Genomic DNA, 21,534 nt, shown 5'->3' on the forward strand with positions numbered 1-21,534 from the left:
AGTCAATCACAATGAAAATCGAACAGTACGAATTCGAAGGCGAGGGCATGACCCGCGTATTTGAAAATGAAAAATGGATGGTTGGCATAAAAAACTGGAAGCCGGCAAATGATATTTCCAACCTTAACTGTCTGGAGCGCCACAATAAGACCGATGAATTATTCATTTTGCTTTCTGGCAAATGCGTTCTGCTCTATGCGAACGAAGTAAACGGTGAATTGGTGATAGAAGCGGTTGACATGCAGCCGAAGAAGGTTTATAACATTCCTAGTACCCTTTGGCACAACACGGTAACCAATCATGAAACCAAACTGATCCTAGTGGAGGATTCTTCCACCGGTATGGATAATAGTGATATTTTGGAGCTGAACGAAGCGCAAATTGCGAAAGTCAAAGAGCTTGCAGCCGGAATGTAATCGCAGAAATCTAATCGTCATGATTTGTCGGCCGATCGCCTTTGGTGGTCGGCCGACTCTTTTTGTAATTTTAGGGGGATATTGAATATGGTGAATATGACAGAGGGCAACATTTCCAAGCATCTGCTGAAATATTCAATTCCCCTGATTTTAGGGAATCTTTTTCAGCTTACTTACAACGCGGTGGATTCGATTATTGCCGGGCGGTTTGCCGGGAAAGACAGTCTGGCTGCCATTGGAACCGCCAATCCGGTGATGAGCATCGTGATTTTGGGTGTTTCGGGCATCTGCCTGGGCGCGTCGGTGCTGATGAGCGAGTTTTTCGGCGCGGGTGACGATGCCCAGCTGAAAAAGGAAGTAGCCACTACCATTGTGGCCGGCGGCATTTTTTCGCTGGCCGTTGCATTGCTGGGCCTGTTTTTGTCACGCCCGCTGCTTGTGCTGATGAGCGTTCCAAATGAGATTTTGGACCTGGCGACCCTTTATTTAAAGGTGATCCTTTTAGGGTTCCCTTTTACCTATCTTTACAACGCGGTTTCCGCCGCAATGCGAAGCATCGGGGACTCTCGAACGCCAATCTATTTTCTGGCGTTGTCATCTGTCATCAATGCTTCTCTGGATATGCTGTTTATAGCAGGATTTCACTGGAATGTGGTTGGCGCCGGATTGGCGACGGATCTAGCGGAAGGCGTTTCCGCGCTGCTATGCGTCTATTATGTCTACCGAAAAATCCCGATTCTCAGCCTAAAGCCGAAACAGCTTCGCATTGACCGGCCTCTTCTGAAAAAAACGCTGGATTACGGTGCTTTTACAGCCTTTCAGCAGTCCAGCCTGCAAATCGGGAAGCTGTTGATTCAAGGTGTTGTCAACCCGTTGGGCGTGGATGTGATTGCGGCGTTCAACGCGGTGAACCGGGTGGATGATTTCGCTTTTACGCCGGAACAGAGCATTGCGGGTGGAATGACCACGTTTATCGCCCAGAACCGGGGCGCGAAAAAGACGGAGCGGATTCAAAAGGGATTTCACAGCGGAATGTTTTGGGAAGTGATTTATTGGCTTTTAATCGGCTCTGTCATCCTGTTTTTGAAAGAACCGATTATGAACCTGTTTGTAACGGGCAGTGACCATAAAATTATTACGCTGGGTACGAATTACCTGCACATGATGGCATTTTTTTATCTGTTACCCGCCATGACGAACGGCTTGCAGGGCTATTTCCGCGGAATGGGAAATATGAAGATTACTTTTTTGTCCACGCTGACGCAGATGATTTTCCGTGTTCTGTTTTCCTATTTATTGGTTCCTTCCATGGGTATGGAGGGCATTGCTTTTGCCTGCCTGCTGGGTTGGGTGGCCATGCTGCTCGTGGAAGTCCCATATTATGCCGTTTACCAAAAGCACAAAGAGGATTTCGTGCAATAAACTTTTGCCAAAATCTTTTTCCTGCTTTCGGACTTTTCTTGACTTTAGACATCATACAAGTTATAATGACATCATACAACTAAGGCGGGCGAAAACCACGTCTGAACCATTCAGATGATCGAAAAAACTGTGAAGGGTGGCAGGAAAATGAACAGTGAAGCAATTAAGAAAACTGCTCCGCACCGCGCGCTGCTCCACGCGTTGGGGCTGACCAACGAAGAAATCGAACGGCCTCTTATCGGAATCGTGAGCTCGAAAAACGATATTGTTCCGGGACACATGAATCTGGATAAAATTGTGGATGCGGTCAAGCAGGGCGTTTCCATGGCCGGCGGCACGCCGCTTGTGTTTCCGGCTATCGCGGTATGCGACGGCTTAGCTATGGGTCATCAGGGAATGAAATATTCCCTTGTAACCCGCGAACTGATTGCCGATTCCACCGAAGCAATGACGCTTGCGCACGCGTTGGACGCATTGGTTATGGTGCCGAACTGCGACAAAAACGTGCCCGGACTGCTCATGGCGGCGGCACGCATCAATATTCCGACCATTTTTGTCAGCGGCGGGCCGATGCTTGCCGGTAAGGTGGACGGCCAGAAAACCAGTTTTTCTAGTGTTTCCGAAGCAATGGGCGCATTTTATTCCGGTAAAATTACGAAAGAAAAGCTGCTGGAATTTGAAACCAAAGCCTGCCCAACCTGCGGTTCTTGCTCCGGCATGTATACCGCAAACAGCATGAACTGCCTGACCGAGGTGCTGGGCATGGGGCTGCGCGGCAACGGCACCATTCCGGCCGTTTACTCGGAGCGCATCCAGCTGGCCAAACACGCCGGCATGCAGGTTATGGAACTGCTGAAGAAGAATATCCGCCCGCGCGATATTATGACGGAAGGCGCATTCCGCAACGCGTTGACTATTGATATGGCGCTTGGCTGCAGCACCAACAGTATGCTGCATCTGCCTGCTATCGCCCATGAATGCGGAATTGAGCTGAATCTGGACATTGCAAACGAAATCAGCGACCGCACGCCGAACCTCTGCCACCTTGCGCCGGTCGGCCATACCTACATAGAAGACCTGAACGAGGCCGGGGGCGTGTACGCGGTCATGAACGAAATCAGCAAGCTGGGGCTGCTGGATACGAGCCTGATGACATGCACGGGCAAGACCGTAGGCGAGAACATTGCCGGCTGCGAAAACAAGAATCCGGAAGTGATTCGCCCGGTGGAAAACCCGTACAGCAAAACCGGCGGCATTGCGGTGCTACGGGGCAACCTTGCGCCGGATTCCTGCGTGGTGAAACGCTCCGCCGTTGCTCCGGAAATGTTGGTGCACGAAGGCCCCGCCCGTGTGTTTGACTGCGAAGAGGACGCGCTGCAGGCGATTTATTCCGGAAAAATTGTGCCAGGCGACGTTGTGGTTATTCGTTATGAAGGGCCGAAGGGTGGTCCCGGTATGCGTGAAATGCTGAACCCGACTTCTGCCATCATGGGCTGTGGGCTGGGCGACAGTGTTGCGCTGATTACGGACGGCCGGTTCAGCGGTGCGACCAGAGGAGCGGCCATCGGCCACGTTTCCCCGGAAGCGGCCGTGGGCGGCAACATTGCTCTGGTAGAGGAAGGCGATCTGATTCAGATTGACATCATGAAGAATCAGATTAACTTCAAGGTCAGCGACGAAGAATTGGAACGGCGCAGAAAAGCCTGGAAGCCGAGAACGCCGAAAATCACCACGGGGTACCTTGCACGTTACGCCGCGCTGGTTACATCCGGCAGCAAGGGCGCCATATTGCAGGGCTGAAAATATTCAGAAATTTGAATCAATCAGAAAAAGACTGCCGCAGAAGAAACTTTGCTTTCCTCTGCGGCAGTCTTTCTTTCTGAAAAGAATACTCTATTCGTTCCCGATTTTACACGGTTTATAACTCAATGTTCGTGGTTTGCTGCATGTTCGCCTTCTACGGCATTTTCCAGCGTATGCCACGCCAGCACCGCGCATTTCACACGGGCAGGCATGTGGGAAATATCTTTCAGGGCAATAGCCTCGTCCAATGGTTCCAGTTGGTCTTCATCGGTGATTTCGTTTTTAATCATGCCGAAGAACAGCTTGGAAAGCTCGATGGCTTCTTCTTTGGTTTTTCCCTTGATTAGGTCGATCATAATGGAGGTGGAAGCCTGCGAAATTGCGCAGCCGATGCCGGTAAAGGCCGCGTCCTCAATGACGCCGTCGCGTTCACGGAGCTCCAACTCAATTTCATCGCCGCAGCTGGGGTTTACGCCCTTCAGCACGGTGGTCGGATTGTCGATATGATGTTTGTTTCGTTTCGAATTATTATGTTCCGATAAAATTTCCGAGTAAATCTGCTCAAGCCCCATAGCCGAGCCACCCCCTGACTTTTTTCAGACTGGCAAGGAAAATGTCAATGTCTTCTTTGGTATTGTAGAAATAAAGGCTTGCGCGGCAGGTAGCGTTAACCTTCAGGTAACGCATCAACGGCTGCGCGCAGTGGTGCCCAGCACGGATTGCCACACCGTCTGCGTCCAGAATGGAGGACACATCGTGCGGATGAACGTCCTCTACATTAAAGGACACGACCCCGCAGCGTTCCGTCGCACCGGTGGTATCGCCGTAAACAGTAATATGAGGAATCTGCGCCATGCCGTCCAGCATGTAGCGCAGCAGTTCGGATTCGGTCTTCATGATGGTATCGTAGCCGACCTGCTTTAAATAGTCGATTGCGGCTGCAAGTCCCAGCGCGCCGCCAACGTTCTGCGTACCAGCTTCAAATTTCTGGGGAAGGGGGGCAAACGTAGCTTCCTGTTCATACACGTATTCAATCATTTCTCCGCCGGACAGGAACGGGGGCATTTTATCCAGCAGTTCCTGCTTGCCGTACAGCACACCGATCCCCATGGGTGCCAGCATTTTATGGCCGGAAAACGCGACGAAATCCGCATCCAGCTCCTTTACGTTTACCGGGTAGTGGGGGATACTCTGCGCACAGTCTACTACAACCACCGCTCCAACAGCATGTGCCTTTTCCGCGATTTCACGGACCGGGTTTACGGTGCCCAGCACGTTGGAAACGTGCGCGACCGCGACAATTCGGGTTTTCGGCGTGATTTTGGAGTTGATTTCCTCTTCTGTCAGGTGGCCGGTCGCGTCCGGATACAGGTAAACCAGCTTTGCACCCTTTGCTTTTGCCACCATCTGCCATGGCACCAAATTGCTGTGGTGCTCGGAAACGGGCAGAACAATTTCGTCGCCTTCGTTCAAAAAGTTCAAACCGTAGCTGTACGCGACCAGATTTAAAGACTCCGAAGCGTTGCGCGTAAAGATGATTTCTTCGTCCTTGTCTGCACCAATGAATTCTTTGACCTGATGGCGCGCGTTTTCATACGCCTCCGTTGCCCGGACGCTCAGCTCGTACAGGCCGCGATGCGGGTTCGCGTTAAAGGCGCGGTAATAGTCCTCTACCGCGCGGAGTACGGAAAGCGGCTTCTGCGTGGTTGCGGCATTGTCCAGGTATACCAAGCGCTTGCCGTTCATCGGTTCCTTCAGAACCGGAAAATCGTCAAGATACGGGTTCAATGGTATTCAGCCTCTCTTTCACATACTCGGAGATCGCGTTTTGCAGGCTTTCTACCGGTATTTTGTCGGTTGCCGGCTGGAACTGCGCTTCAATGATCAGCTTTTTCGCCGCCAGTTCGTCCAACCCGCGGGACATTAGGTAAAACAGCTTGGTATCGTCGATTTTTCCAGAGGAAGCGGCGTGCTGTCCTTCCACGTCCTCTTCCGCGCACAGAATCAGCGGAACGGTACGGTTGCGTACCTTCGGGCTGAACATCAGGTTGTATTCGCTTTCATGCCCGACCGCCTGCTTGGCTCCGCGGACAAAATCGATGGTGCCGCGGAAGGTCTTGCGGCTTTCGTCCAACAGAGCGCCGTTTACATGAATTTCACTGGCGGTTTTCTTGCCGATGTGCTCCGCTACATAGTTGATATCAATGGAACGCTTCCGGTCGCCAAAATAAATCGTTTCCAGATTCAGACTGCTGCAGCGGCCTTCCAGCTTTGCGCGGCAGCCCGCGAACGCCTGACTTCCGCCAAGCTCTGCCTGCATAATGTCAATGATTCCGTTTTCTTCGGCAATCGCTCCAACATCATCAAAATGCAGGCAGCTGTCGTTCAAAAGCTGAACTTGTACCAAATGGATGGTTGCGTTTTTCCCGGCAATCAGTCTGGTACACCCGCCGTGAAAGCCCGCCGTCGCTTCGTCCGAAGCGTAGCTCATCACCACGGTCACTTCGCTGTTTTCCTCTGCAATAACGGTGTTTACATCCACAACCGCGGGGTTTTTCGAATCCAGACGATACGTGAGGACAATCGGTTCCGCGGCCTTTACCCCGGCGGGTACCCGTACAGAAACGCCGCAGCTGCGGTTTGCCTCGACAAAGGCGGCGGCTTCCGCGCCCATGCCGGTTTCCGGCATATTTCCGGGAAGCGGCTGACTGCTTACGGTCACACCTTCCGGTAGCTTTTCATTCAGCGGCGTGCCGTTGTAGGATTTGATTTCCGGAAGCTCCGCCGCAAGACTGGTTTGGTTTACACCCAGCCGGTTCCAAGTCAGGAACGGCAGAGCGTTAATTTGTTTGAAAGAAAGATTCATAATTCTTAACTGCTCCTTTCCGCCGTTCAGCCAATGGAGCCCTCCATTTCCAGTTTAATCAGATTGTTCATTTCAACGGCGTATTCCACCGGCAGCTCCTTGGCGATCGGTTCCGCAAATCCGGTTACGATCATGGCTTTCGCGTCATCTTCGGAAATGCCGCGGCTCATCAGGTAGAAAATTGCCTCGTCGCTGATGCGGCCGATTTTTGCTTCGTGGCCGATGTCCACATTATCGTTCTGAATGTCCATCGCGGGGATGGTGTCGGAACGGGAACGGTCGTCCAGCATCAAGGATTCGCACGAAACGGAAGATTTGCAGTCGTGCGCATTCGGCAAGACCGTAACGGAGCTGCGGTAGGTGCAGTTTCCGCCGTCCTTGGAAATCGACTTGGTGTTGATGTTGGAATAGGTGTGCGGCGCAGCGTGAACCACCTTAGCGCCGGTGTCCAGCGACTGGCCGTTGCCGGCGAACGTAATGCCGGTAAACTCCATGCGGGAGTTTTCCCCTTTTAAGATGCTCATGGGGTACAAATAGGAAACATGCGAACCGAATGAACCCGAAACCCATTCAATGGTGCCGCCCTTTTCTACAACGGCGCGCTTGGTGTTCAGGTTATACATGTTTTTGGACCAGTTTTCAATGGTAGAATAGCGTAGACGCGCGTTTTCAGCCACATAAAGCTCCACGCAGCCGGCGTGGAGGTTTGCAACGTTGTATTTTGGTGCGGAGCAGCCTTCAATAAAGTGGAGGCTCGCGCCTTTTTCTACAATGATAAGCGTGTGCTCAAACTGCCCGGCACCCGGCGCATTCAGCCGGAAATAGGACTGCAGGGGAATTTCCACCTGCACACCCTCCGGCACATAAACGAACGAGCCGCCCGACCAGACCGCGCCGTGCAGCGCGACAAACTTGTGGTCTTCCGGCGGAACCAGCTTCATAAAGTGCTCTTTTACCATGGGACCGTAAACCGGGTCGTGCAGCGCACTTTCCATATCGGTGTAAATCACACCCTGGCGGCGCACTTCCTCGCGCACGTTGTGGTAAACCACTTCCGAGTCATACTGCGCACCCACGCCGGCCAGCGATTTGCGTTCCGCTTCCGGAATGCCGAGCCGTTCAAATGTATTTTTAATGTCGTCCGGAACTTCCTTCCAGTTGCCGCGCATGGCAGTGTTTGGGCGAATGTAGGTAACAATGTTATCCATATTCAGACCCTCCAGCGACGGTCCCCAGTTCGGCAGGCTCAGGCGGTTGTAAATTTCCAACGACTTCAGCCGGAATTCACGCATCCATTCCGGGTCGTTTTTCGCCTCGGAAATTTCACGGACAATTTCCGGGGTTAAACCCTGCGCCACCTGATAAGCGGCGTCGACTTTATCTTTGATGTCGTAAACGCTGCGGTCAATGTCTTCCACATACGTTTTATTGCCGGTTGTTTTCAAGTTCATCCCCTCCCATTAAACCGCAGGGGCGGCGGAAAGATGCTGGAAGCCGGATTCGTTAATTTGATCGATCAGCGTACGGTCGCCGGTTTTCGCGATTTTGCCGTCCATCAGTACATGCACGGCGTCCACCTGCAGATATTCCAATATTTTCGTATTGTGCGTAATAATCAGGAGCGAATTGTCGGAGTTTTTATACTTTTCAACGCCCTGTGAAACGATGCGGACCGCGTCCACGTCCAAGCCAGAATCGGTTTCATCCAGAATGGCAAGTTTCGGGTTCAGCATCAACATTTGCAAAATTTCGGACTTTTTCTTTTCTCCGCCGGAAAAACCGACGTTTAAGTAGCGGGAAGCATACTCTTCGCTCATATTCAGCTCGTCCATTTTCTGGCGCAGTTCCTTTTTAAAAGCGAACAGTTTGACCGGCTGGCCGGTTACGGTATTGCGCGAAGTGCGGATAAAGCTTTCCAGTGAAATGCCCGGCACTTCCTCCGGGTTTTGGAACGAAAGGAACAAGCCGGCTTTCGCGCGTTCGTTCACCGGCGCGTGTGTAATATCTTTTCCTTCAAAATATATCGAACCACTTTCAACATGATACTGGGGGTGCCCCATTATGGTGTTGACCAGTGTGGATTTTCCGGCGCCATTCGGGCCCAACAAAACATGAACCTCTCCTTTTCCAATGGATAGATTCAGGCCATCTAAAATTACATTGTCGTCAACGCTTACTTTCAGATTTTTAATCTCCAACAGTTGCACGACTTTTCACTCCTTATTCTTGCAAAATCACATTAATATATACCAATTTTGTAGACATTCATATTATAGTATACCCTATCTAACATTTCAAGTTGCCTGCATGACAAATTGTCGGTAAATATTGCATAGTTCTGTATGGAATACGGAAAACATTCCTGTTGAAAAAACAGAGAACGCTTTCCAGCGCGGTCTTTTGCATACAGCTTCCTTATTATAATCCCTTATAACAGAAAAAAATACACACAAACAAAAATGGATCGGAAGCCTTCGCACTGCTTCTCAACTGGCAGTCCCGACCAGTCATAGTACCCTGGATTTTGGACAACCTATGACCGGGGCGGAGTTGAAAAGAAAACTTTTCAAAAGCCGCAACGAAAGGATGGTGATACGCATGAAGGTAAAAGAAATTATGTCGAAAAACATTGCAAGCGTAAAATCGGACGATACCGTTGAAAAAGCAGCGCAAATGATGAAACAGTACGATGTCGGCTCCATTCCGGTCTGCCGTGAAAACTCGGTGGTCGGAATTGTTACAGACCGCGATATTACCCTGCGCTCCGCGGCGGAAGGCTGTGATACCAAGCAGCAGAAGGTCAGCGAAATTATGAGCGCAAATCCTGTGGTTGGCGACCCCGAAATGGATGTGGACGATGCTGCCAGAATCATGAGTGAAAAACAGATTCGCCGGCTGCCGATTGTTCAGAACAACAGTCTGGTCGGTTATGTGGCGCTGGGCGATATTTCGGTAGAACCGGCTTTAAAAGAAGATGCCGCGGAAGCCTTGTCCGATATTTCGCAGCCTGGTCACAACCAATTCTCATAATAAACAGAAAGTGTTTTCAATCAGTAGGATGCAACAGGGGGAACGGAGCAATTCGTTCCCTTTCTTCATAAAATGCGCCGTTACTCTTCTAGAAGCGGTAATCCAATCCGTTCAATGGCTTTCAGACCCCCAGATTTTTCTCACAAAACGGGATATGGTCCGCCGTACTGCGCAATAATAAGCTGCGCAAGCTTTGGGTTGGGGTTTTTAATATTAATCGGATATTGCAGACGCTTTTCGTAAGTCCACATTATTTCTCCGCCTCCTCACTTGGATCCCACGGCCATGGGTCGGAAATCCATGCCCAACGGCTGGCCGTTTTGGGCGATTCGTTCATCGGGCCGTAAGCGGCCTCATATTGCGCGATCAGTTCGTTGACCGTCTTCTGGTATTCTGCATGCTTTTGTGCCGCCTGGCAGTCGCCCGGGTGGGTGTCAAGGTAAATGTGAAGTTCCCACAGTGCGAATCGATAGGCATTAATGCGGCGCATTAAGCGTTCCTGTTCACTCACTTTGAGCCACCTCCCAGAAACGGCTTATCCAGATCTGGAAAAATGGTTCCCATTTCAAGACCTTTTTCGGGCGTGTAAGTTGAGCTAAATTGCTGAAATGGTACGTAAGCCATTGCGACTACTGGCATCGCTGGCAGCGGTGTCGGATTGAGCGTGCAGGCCTGGCCGTCCATATTAGCCATAACATCCATAATAGATCTCCTTTCTTGTGCTTTGAGCATATCTCAATCACATATTATGCGGAAAGAAGATGAAAGTGTTATCGCATATCTGGAAATTCGCAAAACCGCCTATCAACGAAAAACCGTGCAGAGCAAAATCCGGTTTTCCTGCTGCACGGTTTGATTAGTTTGCCTTATGCCCGTTTTGGTTTAGCCGGTCCTCCACACATCTGCGCAGCGCATCAAACCCATGAATTCCGGTAGCGTGCTGCTGAACGGTCTGCTTCATAGCGTATGGCAGGGAGTTGTAATATCGTTTGGCTTCCCCGTTTTGTTCCACCAGACTGTTTAGGTTTTGATAGAAATCTTCCATGGGGTTCACCTCCTGGATTAGTGTTTGCAGCATGACCGTAAATACTATTGCCTTTTTGAATTTTCCCCGTTTTCCGGCCGGCAGTATTTTACCGGCCATCATCTTACGGAAGCATCTTCGCTTTTTATTCGAATGTGGATAAAAGGATCCTGTATTATTTTTCGATTTATGAAAAAGAGAGAATCCTGTTTATGCTACAATAACAATGTTTCTGCATGAATGGATGTCAACTGACAGAGCAAATGAGGGGACTGCGAATGATACGACTGATTGCTTCTGATATGGACGGAAGCCTGTTAAATGATGAGAAAAAAATTCCTCCGGAATTTTTTGAAGTGCTGCCGAGGCTGCACGAAAAGGGGATCCGGTTTTTCGTGGCAAGCGGGCGTTCTTACTGTACGCTGAAAGATAATTTTGCCGCCGTTGCTGACCAAATCGGCTATATTTGCGACAATGGTGCAAATGTTTATTATCAGGATGTTTGCCGGGTGAAACTGCTGCCCGGGGAACTTTTAAAACCGCTGCTGCTTGCCTGTGAGGAACTGCCAGGGATTCAGATTTTACTCTGCGGTGTAAACGGTACTTACGTCAAAAGTTATTCCAAGGAATTTGATTTTGAAATCGGAAATTACTATCATAACCGCCGCTTTGTGGAGCGCCTGACCGATGTGAACGACGATATTTTCAAGGTGGCTATCTGCGATATGAAAAATCCGATGAACCGTACCTATCCCTTTTTAAAGGAACGCTTCGGGGATAAGCTGAATCTTCAGGTTTCCGGCATGTATTGGATGGACGTCATGAACCGAGAAGTGAACAAAGGCACCGCGCTGGAAACCATTCAGAATGAACTTGGCATTTCTCCGGAGGAAACGATGGCGTTCGGGGATTTTTACAACGATATCCAGCTTTTGCAGCATGCGAAATACAGTTTTGTTATGGCCAATTCCAACGAAGACATGCGCCAGTATGGGAATTATATGGCGGAAAGCAATAATGATAACGGTGTGATGAAGGCTATTCGAAAGTATGCTTTACAAGAGGAATGATCTTTCTGCCTTTTCCGTTAAGCCTTGTATAATTTCTTAAAATAGTATAAAATATAACAACACTGTTTTACTGTTTTAATACTATTTTTGTGTATCTGGCATCCGGCCGGTCGGAAAGGCAGGCCGGATGTTCCGCGCCACTGGAACAGAAACGGTTTTCCAACCCGAGAAAACAGAAATCAAGTTGGGATATTTTATGAAAATAAAGATTAAGAAAAAAAATATTTTCACGATCGTTACCCTGGTGCTGACCGTCAGCGTTTTACTATACTGCATGATTACAACCGACAGCATCAGCACGCTTTGGCACTTGCTGCATCAGCTGAAGCCGCAATGGGTGTTTGGGGCGGTCGTTGCTGTTATTGCCACCTGGTTATTAGAGGGCTACTGCCTGCATCTACTCTGTGCGCATCTTTACCCGGAATGGACGTATGGGCGCTCTGTTTCCGTTGGAATGATCGGGCTGCTTTACAGCGCGCTGACCCCTTTTTCTACGGGTGGCCAGCCCATGCAGATTTACTCCATGCACCGCATGGGAATGGACACGGGCAGGGCCGGTTCCATTATTGCGGTAAAAACTCTGACGTATCAGGTTGTTATGGTGCTGTATTCGCTGGTGGCCGTTGTAGCAAAGCTCCATTTTTTCCAGACCAGCGTCAGCAATTTTTCCTTTGTTACCATTATCGGACTGATTTCCAACAGCGTTTTCATCGCGCTGGTTTTTTTATTTACGCTCAGTGAAACCTTGACGGACCGTCTTGTGACCGGTTGTATTCAGTTCCTGCACCGCATTAAGCTGGTTCGCCACCCGGACGAACGCTACCGGAAAATTCACGATCAGCTTCAGACGTTCCATGACGCGGCCAAACTGATGGGAAATTCTGCAAAGCTTTACCTTACGGTCATGGGGCTGTCTGTCGTTCAGATTACTTTGGGCAGTCTGATGCCGTATTTTATTTACCGCAGTTTCGGTTTTCACACGGCGCCGGTTACCACCATGGTTGCCGCGCAGGTTTTTGTGTCCATGGTTTCCGCGTTTGTTCCGCTGCCAGGCGCTTCCGGCGGCGCAGAAGGCAGCTTTTACGTTTTCTTCGGAATGTTTTTCCAGTCGACGATTTTGCCCGCGGTTTTGCTCTGGCGTTTTCTTACGTACTATTCCAATATTCTGGTGGGGGGAATTGTGTCTTCCGTTGCGGGAAGAATCTTTTACCAAAATAAGCCGCAGGAACAGGAATTGCCCGGGGAACCGTCCATTTCAGGGAATTTGGAGGATTCGGTTCCACAACCACCGGCTCCGGAAGAGCCACACAAGGAATAAATCGATATGGATCAAAAGCGCATCCGTTTTCTTCGGTGTAAAGCCGGAAAGATGGATGCGCTTTTTTTAAAACCTTGTGGGAATGCGGTTTGCGCATTCCTCGTTCGCAGATTGACAAGCCGTGACACTTCTACATATGATATAGCAGTCGGTTGCCGGGAGGTGATGATATGAGCTTGTACCGTTATTCGAATGAGCACGATTATCCGAGCTTCAAGGGATACCGAGAAGAAAAAAAGGAAGAGGATAACTTCCGTGGCTGCCATTACGGGGAAGACAAAAAAGACGATTGGGAGTATAAAAAAGAGAAGAAAGATGACTGTTATAAAGATTGCGGCGGTGACAGTGCCAGAACATTAAAGAAGATTTTGTATCTGTTGGAAGAATTAAATATTCATGACCTGCACATCCTGGACCAGATCATTGAGCGAGCACTTTGCATCCGCTCGAAAAAAGTATATTAACTCAGTATAATCCGTAAAAAAGAATCTCCTTTCCAGTGCGAAGCGGCGCCCCGTCAAATTATGACGGGGCGCCGCACGGCATATGGAGCTTTTTCTACCATCAGCGGTATCGGGAAGACAAAATCGCTTTTTCCAATTCCACCACAGCCAGTGGAACCAGGGACAGAAGCACGACAATCAGCCACTGAAAACCTGTCAGAACCGCGGTCTTAAAAATAACGGCAAGCGGCTGGAATAGAATGACGGAAGCCTGCAGGAAAATGCAGACGGCGGCAGCGAGCACCAGCCTGGGGTTGGCAAACAGGCCGGCCTGAAAAACAGAGCTTGATGAACGCATGTTGAATGTGTGGACAATCTGTGAAAGGCTTAAAATGGCAAATGCCATCGTCCGACCAATCAGCGGCGACGCAGGGTCCACATCGAACCACAAACGCCCGATGCTGTAGCCCAGAAGGGACAGCGACCCGATTAGGCAGCCTTCCACAATGATATTGTACCCCATGCCGCCGCTGAAGATGCTCTCGCTGGGTTTGACGGGTTTGCGGTTCATAATATCGCCCGGAATAGGTTCCACCCCCAGCGCAAGCGCTGGAAGCGAATCGGTGACAAGGTTTACCCACAAGAGCTGAATGGCCAGAAGCGGGGAGGGAAGACGCAGCAAAAATCCAACGAAGATGGTCAGAATTTCCCCTATGTTGCAGCTGAGCAGGAAATGTACGGTCTTACGGATATTTTCATAAATCCCGCGTCCTTCGCGAACTGCCGTAACAATGGTGGCAAAGTTATCGTCAGTTAAAATCATGTCGGAAGCCGCTTTGGCCACGTCCGTTCCGGCGATTCCCATAGCGCAGCCGATGTCCGCCGTTCTCAGCGCCGGGGCATCGTTCACGCCGTCGCCCGTCATGGCGACAATTTCTCCGTGGGCTTGGAACGCTTTCACAATCCGCACTTTATGTTCGGGCGATACACGGGCGAATACCGAGTAGCGATAGATGTTTTTTTCCAGATCTGCCTGACTGGTGCGGTTCAGTTCGGCGCCGGTCATAACACTGCTTCCCTTTTCCAGAATGCCCAGCTGCTTGGCGATTGCAGAGGCGGTGGCGGCATGGTCCCCGGTAATCATAATGGGACGGATGCCGGCACTTTTGCAGAGCTTGACGGCCGCCTGAACCTGCGGCCGCGGTGGGTCAATCATTCCAATTAAACCGCAGAAGGTTAGGCCGCTTTCAATCGAACGGTCATCGGACGGAATCGTGTCCACATCGCGAAACGCTACGCCGATTACGCGCAGGGCACGCGAAGCCATCTCTTCGTTTTGAGAGGCGGCTCCGCCGTTTATGCAGTGGGTGAAAAGAACATCCGGCGCACCTTTTGAAATAATGCGGAAGCGGTTTTTGTCTAGCCGGTGCACGGTTGTCATCATTTTTCGTTCGGAAGAAAAGGGGATTTCCCGAATTCGAGGGTATTTGGCGTCCAAGTCGATTTTACTTATCGGACAGGCAGTGACAATGGCAGCTTCCGTCGGGTCCCCGTAAACCTTGCCCCCATTTACCGTGCAGTTGCTGCACAGGGAAGCAAGGCTGAGAATCTTCTGGGCTTCGTCGGAGTGCAGGCCGATTTTGCCGGAGTTGTTCTGTACTTCCACCACCGTCATACGGTTTTGCGTAAGCGTTCCCGTTTTGTCGGAGCAGATGACGCTGGCGCTGCCCAGGGTTTCCACTGCCGGCATCCGCCGCACTATTCCCCGCTTTGCCGCCATTCTGCGCATTCCAATGGCAAGCACAATGGTGACAACGGCGGGCAGTCCCTCCGGTATGGCCGCGACGGCAAGACTGATGGAAATTAAGAACATTTCCAGGGGCTCTACGTGCTGAAACAGGCCCATAATAAAAATGATCAGGCAGATAATCAGCGCCCCAATGCCGAGGATCCGCCCGGTTCTCGCAAGCTTTTTCTGCAGCGGTGTCTGGGGTGCTTCCTGGCTGGTGATCATATGAGCGATTCTGCCAACCTGGGTATCCATTCCGGTGGCTATGGCGATTCCTTCCCCATGGCCCGAGGTGATGGAACAGGTGGAAAACAGCATGTTGTGCCGGTCACCGAGAGGCGTGTCAGAAGAGCAGACAAATTCAGCACTCTTCTCAGATGGAAGGCTTTCACCGGTCAGCGCGCTTTCTTCGGATTTCAGGTTGAATGCCTTGGTCAGCCGGATATCGGCGGGAACCAGGTCACCGGTTTCCAGCAGTACCAGGTCGCCGGGAACTACATCTGCCGCGTCGATTTCGAGCTCCTTTCCACTGCGGATGACCCGCGCCTTGGGGCTGGAAAGCTTTTGCAGCGCTTCAATGGCCTTTTCCGCGCGGCTTTCCTGAATCAGCCCGATGACGGCGTTCAGCACTACAATGACAAGAATGATAATGGAGTCAATATAATCGTTGTTATGCTGGATATAAGACGTTGCAAAAGAAATCCCAGCGGCGATTAACAAAACAATAATCATAAAATCGGAAAACTGGGCAAGAAAACGCAGAATCAGGCTTTTCTTTTTCGGGGGTTCCAGTTCGTTTGCACCGAATTGTGCCCGGCGCTTTTCCGCTTCTTGAACCGACAGTCCTGCATGCAGATCGGTGTCCAGCTTCCTTGCACAGTCTTCTCTGGTTAGATTTTGGCAATCCACTCATATCGACCTCCTGTTGCTTAAGTATATTCCCGGTAGAGGCCGAATATGGCATTTGTTTATTTTTCCGATGGCAATTCCATAAATAACAAGAAAAATCTATATATTTTTCTATAAAGCAAATAATTTTTTCTTTCGTTACTAGATATGCAATAATTCTAAAAAAAATCCAAATATATTGCGCAAAAATGAAATTTCTGCAAATTGTGGGAATTCCCACCTTGAAAATTTTCCCATGTTGCATTATGATAATATTACTTTGGGTGGTAATATTTCACATCAAGGAGGGAATTTAAGAAATGAAAAAGTGTGTGGGGCAAGTCAGGCTGCATGGGAAACGCCTGTCCTACTATGTCATTGGGGATCGGAATACGGGTTATGGAGTGAGGATTACAAAAACCTGTATGGAAAAAGCGGACCAGTTGGTGTCCGGAAACTTTGCGGAGGCTTTGAACCTAGCACACCAATTGAGACGTGGAGTCGTATTTCCATCAAACTTGACGGAAATAATCGATGACTATCGAATCGATGACAATGAATTTAATTGACAAAAGATGGCTGCTCATCTATACTTAGCTTAATCCAATTTAACTAAGTTAGGAGTGTTTGTTATGAAAAAATATATCTGTGATGCATGCGGTTATGTTTATGACCCGGAAAAGGGAGATCCGGACAATGGCATTGCCCCTGGTACCGCGTTTGAAGATCTTCCGGACGATTGGACATGCCCCGTCTGCGGTGTTGGCAAAGATATGTTTTCTCCGGAATGAGCTTTGTTGTTTTACCGCGAGAAAAGGCGTTTGCTAGAAATCGTTTTGCAGTAAAACAGCCGGCTTGATTTTCTATGTAATCAATATGCTCATACGCAGGAGTGCCCGCCCCGATGTTCCGGGGCGGGCGCTCCTGCGTATTTCATGTGTGTTGTATTGCAGGGCTGGCGCCTAGTTGAGCCAGCCCATTTTTTGCATCAGTTGGTAGGTGGCGGTATCTTTACGGATAATATTATAGTTGCCGCCGTTCAGGGAGATTTTTCCCTGGTAGCTGCCAACCTGGTTTTTCACAAAGTCATCCCTTACTGGAATGGCGTCTTTAAAGTTGACACAAATCGAAATGTTGCTTTCTTCTTTTTGCCGCGTGTTGGACATATCCAGTTTTCGATTCAAAATATCTTGCTGAAGGGCGTCCAGTAATTGTTGTTTGGCGGCTTCATCCGGTACAAAGGAATTTTGTCCAGATGAATTCGTCACGTCCACGCTTTTTACGTCTGACGCAGATACATGGAAAATCATGTCGGTTCCCTTAATGTATTCTGGTATGCTGGTAATCGTTTTAAGCTGTTGATTGTATGCTTCCCAGGATACGGGTTCCCCGGAGTTTCCGTTGTAGTAGTACTGATAATCCCGGTGGATGGAACGGCCGTTTTTCATATGATAGGTAACGGTCAAAAGCCTGCTTGCAGTATTTCTCAGCTGGTACGGATAAGAGTCGGAGCGGTAATGTTCAATGACCTTTTTCTGCGTATCAATGACTGCCTGAATATTTTTTTGATCCGTTAGTAAGGGAGTAATGGTGCTGTTCAGTATGCGGTGTTTTTCCGAAAAGATCGTGCGGCATCCGCCTCCGGCGATGATATCTGTATCGCCGGCATTGACCGTCACGCTGGCAACATCCTGAGCGTTCGGCACTTTCGTGTCATACCCAAACAGTCCTGTGGCCAGCACTCCGTAAAAGGCCACGAAGACGGCGGCGAAAACGCCGTACCACTTCATGCTTTTTTTCAAGTGGCTGAAGCCGCGGGAATAAACCGCTTCCACTGCAATGTGGGTAATGACGGAGCCGGTAACAATGCCAATCAAGAAGCCGTTCGCGATGCTGCGGAGAACGAGACCGAAGCCGATTCCACCCACCGCGGTCAGAAGAAATCGGATGATGATTTTGGGGATTGGAAACGCAAAATTGTTTTCTGCTGATTCACTTTTCCGTTTTTGGTACAGAATGGTAGAAGCGGACAGAAGAAGGAGCGTCAGAACTACCCACCAAATGGGAAAGACAGCGGACACTTCGGTAATAACGGGGACAAGGATTGCGCTGAACGGCGCCAGAGCGGTGATGATGAGCAGGTGGCTTCTGTAATCAAAGGAAAGTCCCGGTACAATCATGGTCGCAATGGTCATTCCCAGCAAAATGAGAACGGGATACCCGGCGTTTACGCCAAGGATGGAAAGAATGGTGTCCAGGGTGGTGCCACTGCAGACTGCCATAAACAGGCAGAACGTAAAGGAAGCCATGGTAATTAACAGTGCCCACAGCATTTGCAGCAGCGGGGGCGCGGATACCGCTTCCAGCGTAATTCCGTAGGAGAGGCGCACAATTTCCGCAATTCCCGTGTTTACAATCATGGGGACAAACAGCACGGTCAGTCCTGCGCACCAACGCCCCAACAACATGGGAGTGCGGCCGACCGGCAGGGAGTGGAATAAATCGACGCTTCGTTTGTTGTGCATGTAAGAAAACAGCTGGATGCACAAAATCAGCGTGAAAAGCAGCAGAAGAGAAGTAGAAAATGGGATAGCAACTTTTAAAAATGAATTGTAATAGCTGGAGATGATTTGCTGCAATGACAATGCAGCAGTTTGCAGCCCGGATTCCGTAAAGGAATTGAACTCCTCCGCTGCGTCTTTCAGCCAGCCGGGAGCGGAGAGCAGCAGAATCATCGGGTCTGCCATAAAGGTCAGAAGAAATAGCAGGGCGGCCATACCGCGACTTTTTTTCAGCGCCCAGCAATACGTCTGAGTAAACTCCTTCCAAGTGTTATTTGAGGATGTTTTCAAGGTCATAACCAGCCGCCTCCATTTCACTGATAAATACTTCCTCAAGGGTCAGGGGAAGAATTTCCGCAAAAACCGGATTGAGAGAATTAATTTTTGCCATAATTTCTTCCTTGCCGCCGCGCACCACCAGATTGATTAATGAACCGCGTATTTCAGTTTTTACAATATCCAGCGGCGCGAATGCGCTTAGTTCCGGCATGGGCTTTAGCACGGCCTGAACTTTGTTAATTCCAAGCTTCAGTTCGTCCAGTTCGCGCTCGAAAATTACACCGCCCCGGTGGAGTAGTCCGATGTGGTCGCAGAAGTCTTCCAGTTCGCGCAGATTGTGTGATGCAATCAGTACCGTCATACCGCGTTCCGAAACGTCGCTTGAAACGACGCGCTTTAACAGCTGGCGCATGACCGGGTCCAGACCGTCGAAAATTTCATCCATCAGCAGGTAATCTGGCTGTGCGGCAAAGGCGCAGATCAAAGCGGCCTGCCGCTGCATTCCCTTTGACATATTACTGATTTTTTCTTTTACGCCGATCGGAAATACAGAGCAAAGCTCCTCATAGCGCTTCCGGCTCCAGTTCGGGTAAACCCTCGAGTAAAAATCGGCCATCTCCGCCAGTGTGGCCTGGGGAATAAAGTAAGGAAAATCAGAAATAAAGAACAGCCTTGATTTTACCGTGGAATTTTCAAAAGGTTCCGCGCCGTCTACCAGAATTTGGCCGCCGTCCGGCGAATAAATACCGGCCAGTGTGCGGAGAAAGGTGGATTTTCCAGCTCCGTTCGATCCAACCAATCCAAACAGGGAACCGGAGGGAATATGGAATGAGATTTTGTCCAGCGCTGTTTTATCCTCGAAGTGTTTTGTCAGATTTTTCACTTCAATCATGATGCTCAGCTCCTTCCGCGGAATAATATTGATGAATGTGTTCTTTTAGTTCTGCCTCGTTGATGCCGCACTCCACGGCGATGCGCACGGTTTCCTTCAGCTTTTGGAAAACGAGTTCACGCTGCCGGTTAATGGCGGAATTGCTTTCGGAAATAAAAGAACCTTTTCCCGGTACGGTATGAATGATTCCGTCCCGCTCCAACATTTGGTAGGCTTTTTGAACGGTATTGGGGTTTACGCCAAGCTCCTGCGCCACAGACCGGACGCTGGGAAGGGGCTCCCCAGGGTCGAACGCGCCTACGGCGGTCATTTTTATAATGGATTGATATAACTGTTCATAAATTGGAAGCCTGCTTTTGTAATCTAGGGTAAACAATTTGCTCACCTCTCTGTCCGAACTGTATTATTGTGATTAATACAGTTATAACTGAAACCGTGCGGAAAGTCAATAGGGCACACAAATAATTTTCTAAAATAAAAAATCCGCCCGTTTGGGCGGATTGGAAGTTTCTGATATTATGCCTGCTTGGAGGAATCTTGAGCCGGAGGGCCCTGCTTTTCCTCGTCCGGATTTTCCGGGAAAAGTTTGGGCAGCATGCCGGAATGCGTAAGTACCTGATACAGAATTGCCAGCAGGGAAAAGTAAATCAGTACCCAGAAATTTGCGGAAACCAGCGCAAAATAAATGGCGGCAAGCATGTACAGAGGATGAATGTTGATGGAGGAGGATACCAGCTTCGGCTCAATCACCTGACGAATGGCTGTAATCAGCAGCCAGCAGACCAGCAGGGCAACCGCATTGAAAATTTTGCCCGTGCACAAATAGATGACTGCGAGCGGAATGTAAATGGTGCCCGGACCAAAAACGGGGAGGATATCGGCAATCCCGGTAACCAAACTTAGAACAAGGGGATACGGTACGCCGAGTACGAAAAATACAATCAGTGTTTCGATAAACGTGATAAAGTAAACCAGCAGATAGGACATGACAAAGCGCCCACTGATATTGGCGCCGTGTTTCGATGCGTTTTTCAGGCCGGTGGCGGTTTTCGAAGGCATCAGCACGATAAAATGACGTTTAATGGAATCCAGGTCCTTGGAAAAAAAGTAAGTCGAAAAGATCATAACAATCAGCATGGTAAAAATAGCCGGGAGTGAAGTGAGAAACTTCAACGTGGTGCTTAGTACGGCGGTAATGACTCCCGCGCCCGATTTGGTAATTTCCAGCAGTTGGTTCTGGTTTTGCTGGATAAATTTCATGTCGACTTTATTCAGGTACGTGCCGATTTGCGTAAGTACGGCGTTGATCGGCGCCGAAAGATCCCCAAAATTATTTTTGGAAAGTTCCGTCACGTAATTCAGTAAATTGCTGATTTCCGTAACCAGCCAGAAACCCAGAAGAAACAAAAGTCCGAATAAAATGGCAAATACCAGAAGCGTGGCCAAAGCGGAAGCTAGTCCCTTTTTCCAATGGAAGCGGCTGCTCAGCATGCGGATTAGCGGTTGAACAATCATGGCCAGCAGAAGCCCGGCTAAAAATGGAAAGGAATATTTCAGTGTGACGGCGAAAATGTAAAAGCATATTGTAAAAACAGCCAAAAAAACCGCCAGTGGCTTCAGCCGAAGGAACGGTTGTTCAATCAATTTCGTATGCCCCCTTGTCTTTCCTTGAAAACAATAGTATTATTATAAACTGAATTCAGGCAAAAAGAAAGAAAAAAAGAACGCTTCGC

At 49.5% G+C, this 21,534-nt stretch carries 23 protein-coding genes; 9 read left to right on the top strand and 14 right to left on the bottom strand.

What is annotated here, in order from left to right:
• Positions 1-11 precede the first annotated feature (11 nt).
• The 3 genes from ACSVDI_RS04020 to ilvD all read left to right on the top strand — a co-directional run bounded on the left by ACSVDI_RS04020 (position 12) and on the right by ilvD (position 3,638).
• A complete protein-coding gene (locus tag ACSVDI_RS04020; RefSeq protein WP_457944930.1) occupies positions 12-416 on the top strand; it encodes a cupin in 405 nt (134 codons plus the stop codon).
• Between the two features lie 87 nt (positions 417-503).
• On the top strand, positions 504-1,838 hold the full coding sequence (locus ACSVDI_RS04025) for an MATE family efflux transporter (protein ID WP_457944932.1): 1,335 nt from the start codon (positions 504-506) through the stop codon (positions 1,836-1,838).
• Positions 1,839-1,985: 147 nt separating this feature from the next.
• On the top strand, positions 1,986-3,638 hold the full coding sequence (ilvD, locus tag ACSVDI_RS04030) for a dihydroxy-acid dehydratase (RefSeq protein WP_457944934.1): 1,653 nt from the start codon (positions 1,986-1,988) through the stop codon (positions 3,636-3,638).
• Between the two features lie 125 nt (positions 3,639-3,763).
• On the opposite strand, the gene sufU is transcribed toward ilvD, so the two are convergent.
• The 5 genes from sufU to sufC are packed head-to-tail and all read right to left on the bottom strand — an operon-like array spanning position 3,764 to position 8,714.
• Complete coding sequence (sufU, locus tag ACSVDI_RS04035) at positions 3,764-4,213, bottom strand: Fe-S cluster assembly sulfur transfer protein SufU (protein ID WP_457944936.1); 450 nt, start codon at positions 4,211-4,213, stop codon at positions 3,764-3,766.
• Entirely contained in the window at positions 4,203-5,387 is a 1,185-nt protein-coding gene (locus ACSVDI_RS04040; RefSeq protein ID WP_457945596.1) for a cysteine desulfurase, read from the bottom strand. The genes sufU and ACSVDI_RS04040 overlap by 11 nt, the downstream gene beginning before the upstream one ends.
• Positions 5,388-5,412: 25 nt before the next feature.
• Positions 5,413-6,507, bottom strand: coding sequence for a Fe-S cluster assembly protein SufD (sufD, locus tag ACSVDI_RS04045; protein ID WP_457944938.1), 1,095 nt, complete (start codon positions 6,505-6,507; stop codon positions 5,413-5,415).
• A gap of 26 nt (positions 6,508-6,533) precedes the next feature.
• The gene (gene sufB, locus ACSVDI_RS04050; RefSeq protein ID WP_457944940.1) at positions 6,534-7,952 is read right to left on the bottom strand and encodes a Fe-S cluster assembly protein SufB; all 1,419 of its coding nucleotides are present in this window, start codon (positions 7,950-7,952) and stop codon (positions 6,534-6,536) included.
• 15 nt (positions 7,953-7,967) lie between these two features.
• Entirely contained in the window at positions 7,968-8,714 is a 747-nt protein-coding gene (gene sufC / locus ACSVDI_RS04055; RefSeq protein ID WP_457944941.1) for a Fe-S cluster assembly ATPase SufC, read from the bottom strand.
• Between the two features lie 391 nt (positions 8,715-9,105).
• Here sufC and ACSVDI_RS04060 point away from each other — a divergent pair, with 391 nt between their 5' ends.
• On the top strand, positions 9,106-9,537 hold the full coding sequence (locus ACSVDI_RS04060; RefSeq protein WP_457944943.1) for a CBS domain-containing protein: 432 nt from the start codon (positions 9,106-9,108) through the stop codon (positions 9,535-9,537).
• 140 nt (positions 9,538-9,677) lie between these two features.
• Here ACSVDI_RS04060 and ACSVDI_RS04065 read toward each other — a convergent pair whose 3' ends face one another.
• The 4 genes from ACSVDI_RS04065 to ACSVDI_RS04080 all read right to left on the bottom strand — a co-directional run bounded on the left by ACSVDI_RS04065 (position 9,678) and on the right by ACSVDI_RS04080 (position 10,582).
• Positions 9,678-9,788, bottom strand: coding sequence for a manganese catalase family protein (locus ACSVDI_RS04065; RefSeq protein WP_457944945.1), 111 nt, complete (start codon positions 9,786-9,788; stop codon positions 9,678-9,680).
• Positions 9,788-10,048 (bottom strand): spore coat protein CotJB, encoded by a 261-nt coding sequence (locus tag ACSVDI_RS04070; protein ID WP_457944947.1) that lies wholly within the window; start codon positions 10,046-10,048, stop codon positions 9,788-9,790. The genes ACSVDI_RS04065 and ACSVDI_RS04070 overlap by 1 nt, the downstream gene beginning before the upstream one ends.
• Positions 10,045-10,239 (bottom strand): spore coat associated protein CotJA, encoded by a 195-nt coding sequence (locus ACSVDI_RS04075; protein ID WP_457944949.1) that lies wholly within the window; start codon positions 10,237-10,239, stop codon positions 10,045-10,047. Before ACSVDI_RS04075 ends, ACSVDI_RS04070 begins: the two co-directional genes overlap by 4 nt.
• A 154-nt stretch (positions 10,240-10,393) precedes the next feature.
• Complete coding sequence (locus ACSVDI_RS04080) at positions 10,394-10,582, bottom strand: hypothetical protein (protein ID WP_457944951.1); 189 nt, start codon at positions 10,580-10,582, stop codon at positions 10,394-10,396.
• A gap of 257 nt (positions 10,583-10,839) precedes the next feature.
• On the opposite strand from ACSVDI_RS04080, the gene ACSVDI_RS04085 reads away from it, so the two are divergent.
• The 3 genes from ACSVDI_RS04085 (at position 10,840) to ACSVDI_RS04095 (ending at position 13,413) form a co-directional block, all read left to right on the top strand.
• Positions 10,840-11,631, top strand: a complete 792-nt coding sequence (locus tag ACSVDI_RS04085) for an HAD family hydrolase (protein WP_457944953.1) — start codon at positions 10,840-10,842, stop codon at positions 11,629-11,631.
• Positions 11,632-11,827: 196 nt separating this feature from the next.
• On the top strand, positions 11,828-12,949 hold the full coding sequence (locus tag ACSVDI_RS04090; protein ID WP_457944955.1) for a lysylphosphatidylglycerol synthase transmembrane domain-containing protein: 1,122 nt from the start codon (positions 11,828-11,830) through the stop codon (positions 12,947-12,949).
• A 170-nt stretch (positions 12,950-13,119) separates the two neighbouring features.
• Positions 13,120-13,413 carry a hypothetical protein gene (locus tag ACSVDI_RS04095; RefSeq protein WP_457944957.1) on the top strand — a complete coding sequence of 98 codons (294 nt, stop codon included), beginning with the start codon at positions 13,120-13,122 and terminating at the stop codon, positions 13,411-13,413.
• A 100-nt stretch (positions 13,414-13,513) separates the two neighbouring features.
• On the opposite strand, the gene ACSVDI_RS04100 is transcribed toward ACSVDI_RS04095, so the two are convergent.
• Positions 13,514-16,090: a calcium-translocating P-type ATPase, PMCA-type gene (locus ACSVDI_RS04100; RefSeq protein WP_457944958.1), complete on the bottom strand. Its 2,577-nt coding sequence runs from the start codon at positions 16,088-16,090 to the stop codon at positions 13,514-13,516.
• A 299-nt stretch (positions 16,091-16,389) separates the two neighbouring features.
• Here ACSVDI_RS04100 and ACSVDI_RS04105 point away from each other — a divergent pair, with 299 nt between their 5' ends.
• Positions 16,390-16,638 carry a DUF6514 family protein gene (locus ACSVDI_RS04105; RefSeq protein ID WP_457944960.1) on the top strand — a complete coding sequence of 83 codons (249 nt, stop codon included), beginning with the start codon at positions 16,390-16,392 and terminating at the stop codon, positions 16,636-16,638.
• A gap of 63 nt (positions 16,639-16,701) precedes the next feature.
• Positions 16,702-16,860, top strand: coding sequence for a rubredoxin (rd, locus tag ACSVDI_RS04110; RefSeq protein ID WP_457944962.1), 159 nt, complete (start codon positions 16,702-16,704; stop codon positions 16,858-16,860).
• Positions 16,861-17,031: 171 nt separating this feature from the next.
• Here rd and ACSVDI_RS04115 read toward each other — a convergent pair whose 3' ends face one another.
• The 4 genes from ACSVDI_RS04115 to ytvI all read right to left on the bottom strand — a co-directional run bounded on the left by ACSVDI_RS04115 (position 17,032) and on the right by ytvI (position 21,445).
• A complete protein-coding gene (locus ACSVDI_RS04115; protein WP_457944964.1) occupies positions 17,032-18,927 on the bottom strand; it encodes a hypothetical protein in 1,896 nt (631 codons plus the stop codon).
• Positions 18,902-19,801: an ABC transporter ATP-binding protein gene (locus ACSVDI_RS04120; protein WP_457944966.1), complete on the bottom strand. Its 900-nt coding sequence runs from the start codon at positions 19,799-19,801 to the stop codon at positions 18,902-18,904. Before ACSVDI_RS04120 ends, ACSVDI_RS04115 begins: the two co-directional genes overlap by 26 nt.
• Positions 19,794-20,177 carry a GntR family transcriptional regulator gene (locus tag ACSVDI_RS04125; RefSeq protein ID WP_457944968.1) on the bottom strand — a complete coding sequence of 128 codons (384 nt, stop codon included), beginning with the start codon at positions 20,175-20,177 and terminating at the stop codon, positions 19,794-19,796. Before ACSVDI_RS04125 ends, ACSVDI_RS04120 begins: the two co-directional genes overlap by 8 nt.
• 140 nt (positions 20,178-20,317) lie before the next feature.
• A complete protein-coding gene (gene ytvI / locus ACSVDI_RS04130; protein WP_457944969.1) occupies positions 20,318-21,445 on the bottom strand; it encodes a sporulation integral membrane protein YtvI in 1,128 nt (375 codons plus the stop codon).
• Positions 21,446-21,534: the final 89 nt, after the last annotated feature.

The sequence above is a fragment of the Caproiciproducens sp. LBM24188 genome (assembly GCF_054130445.1).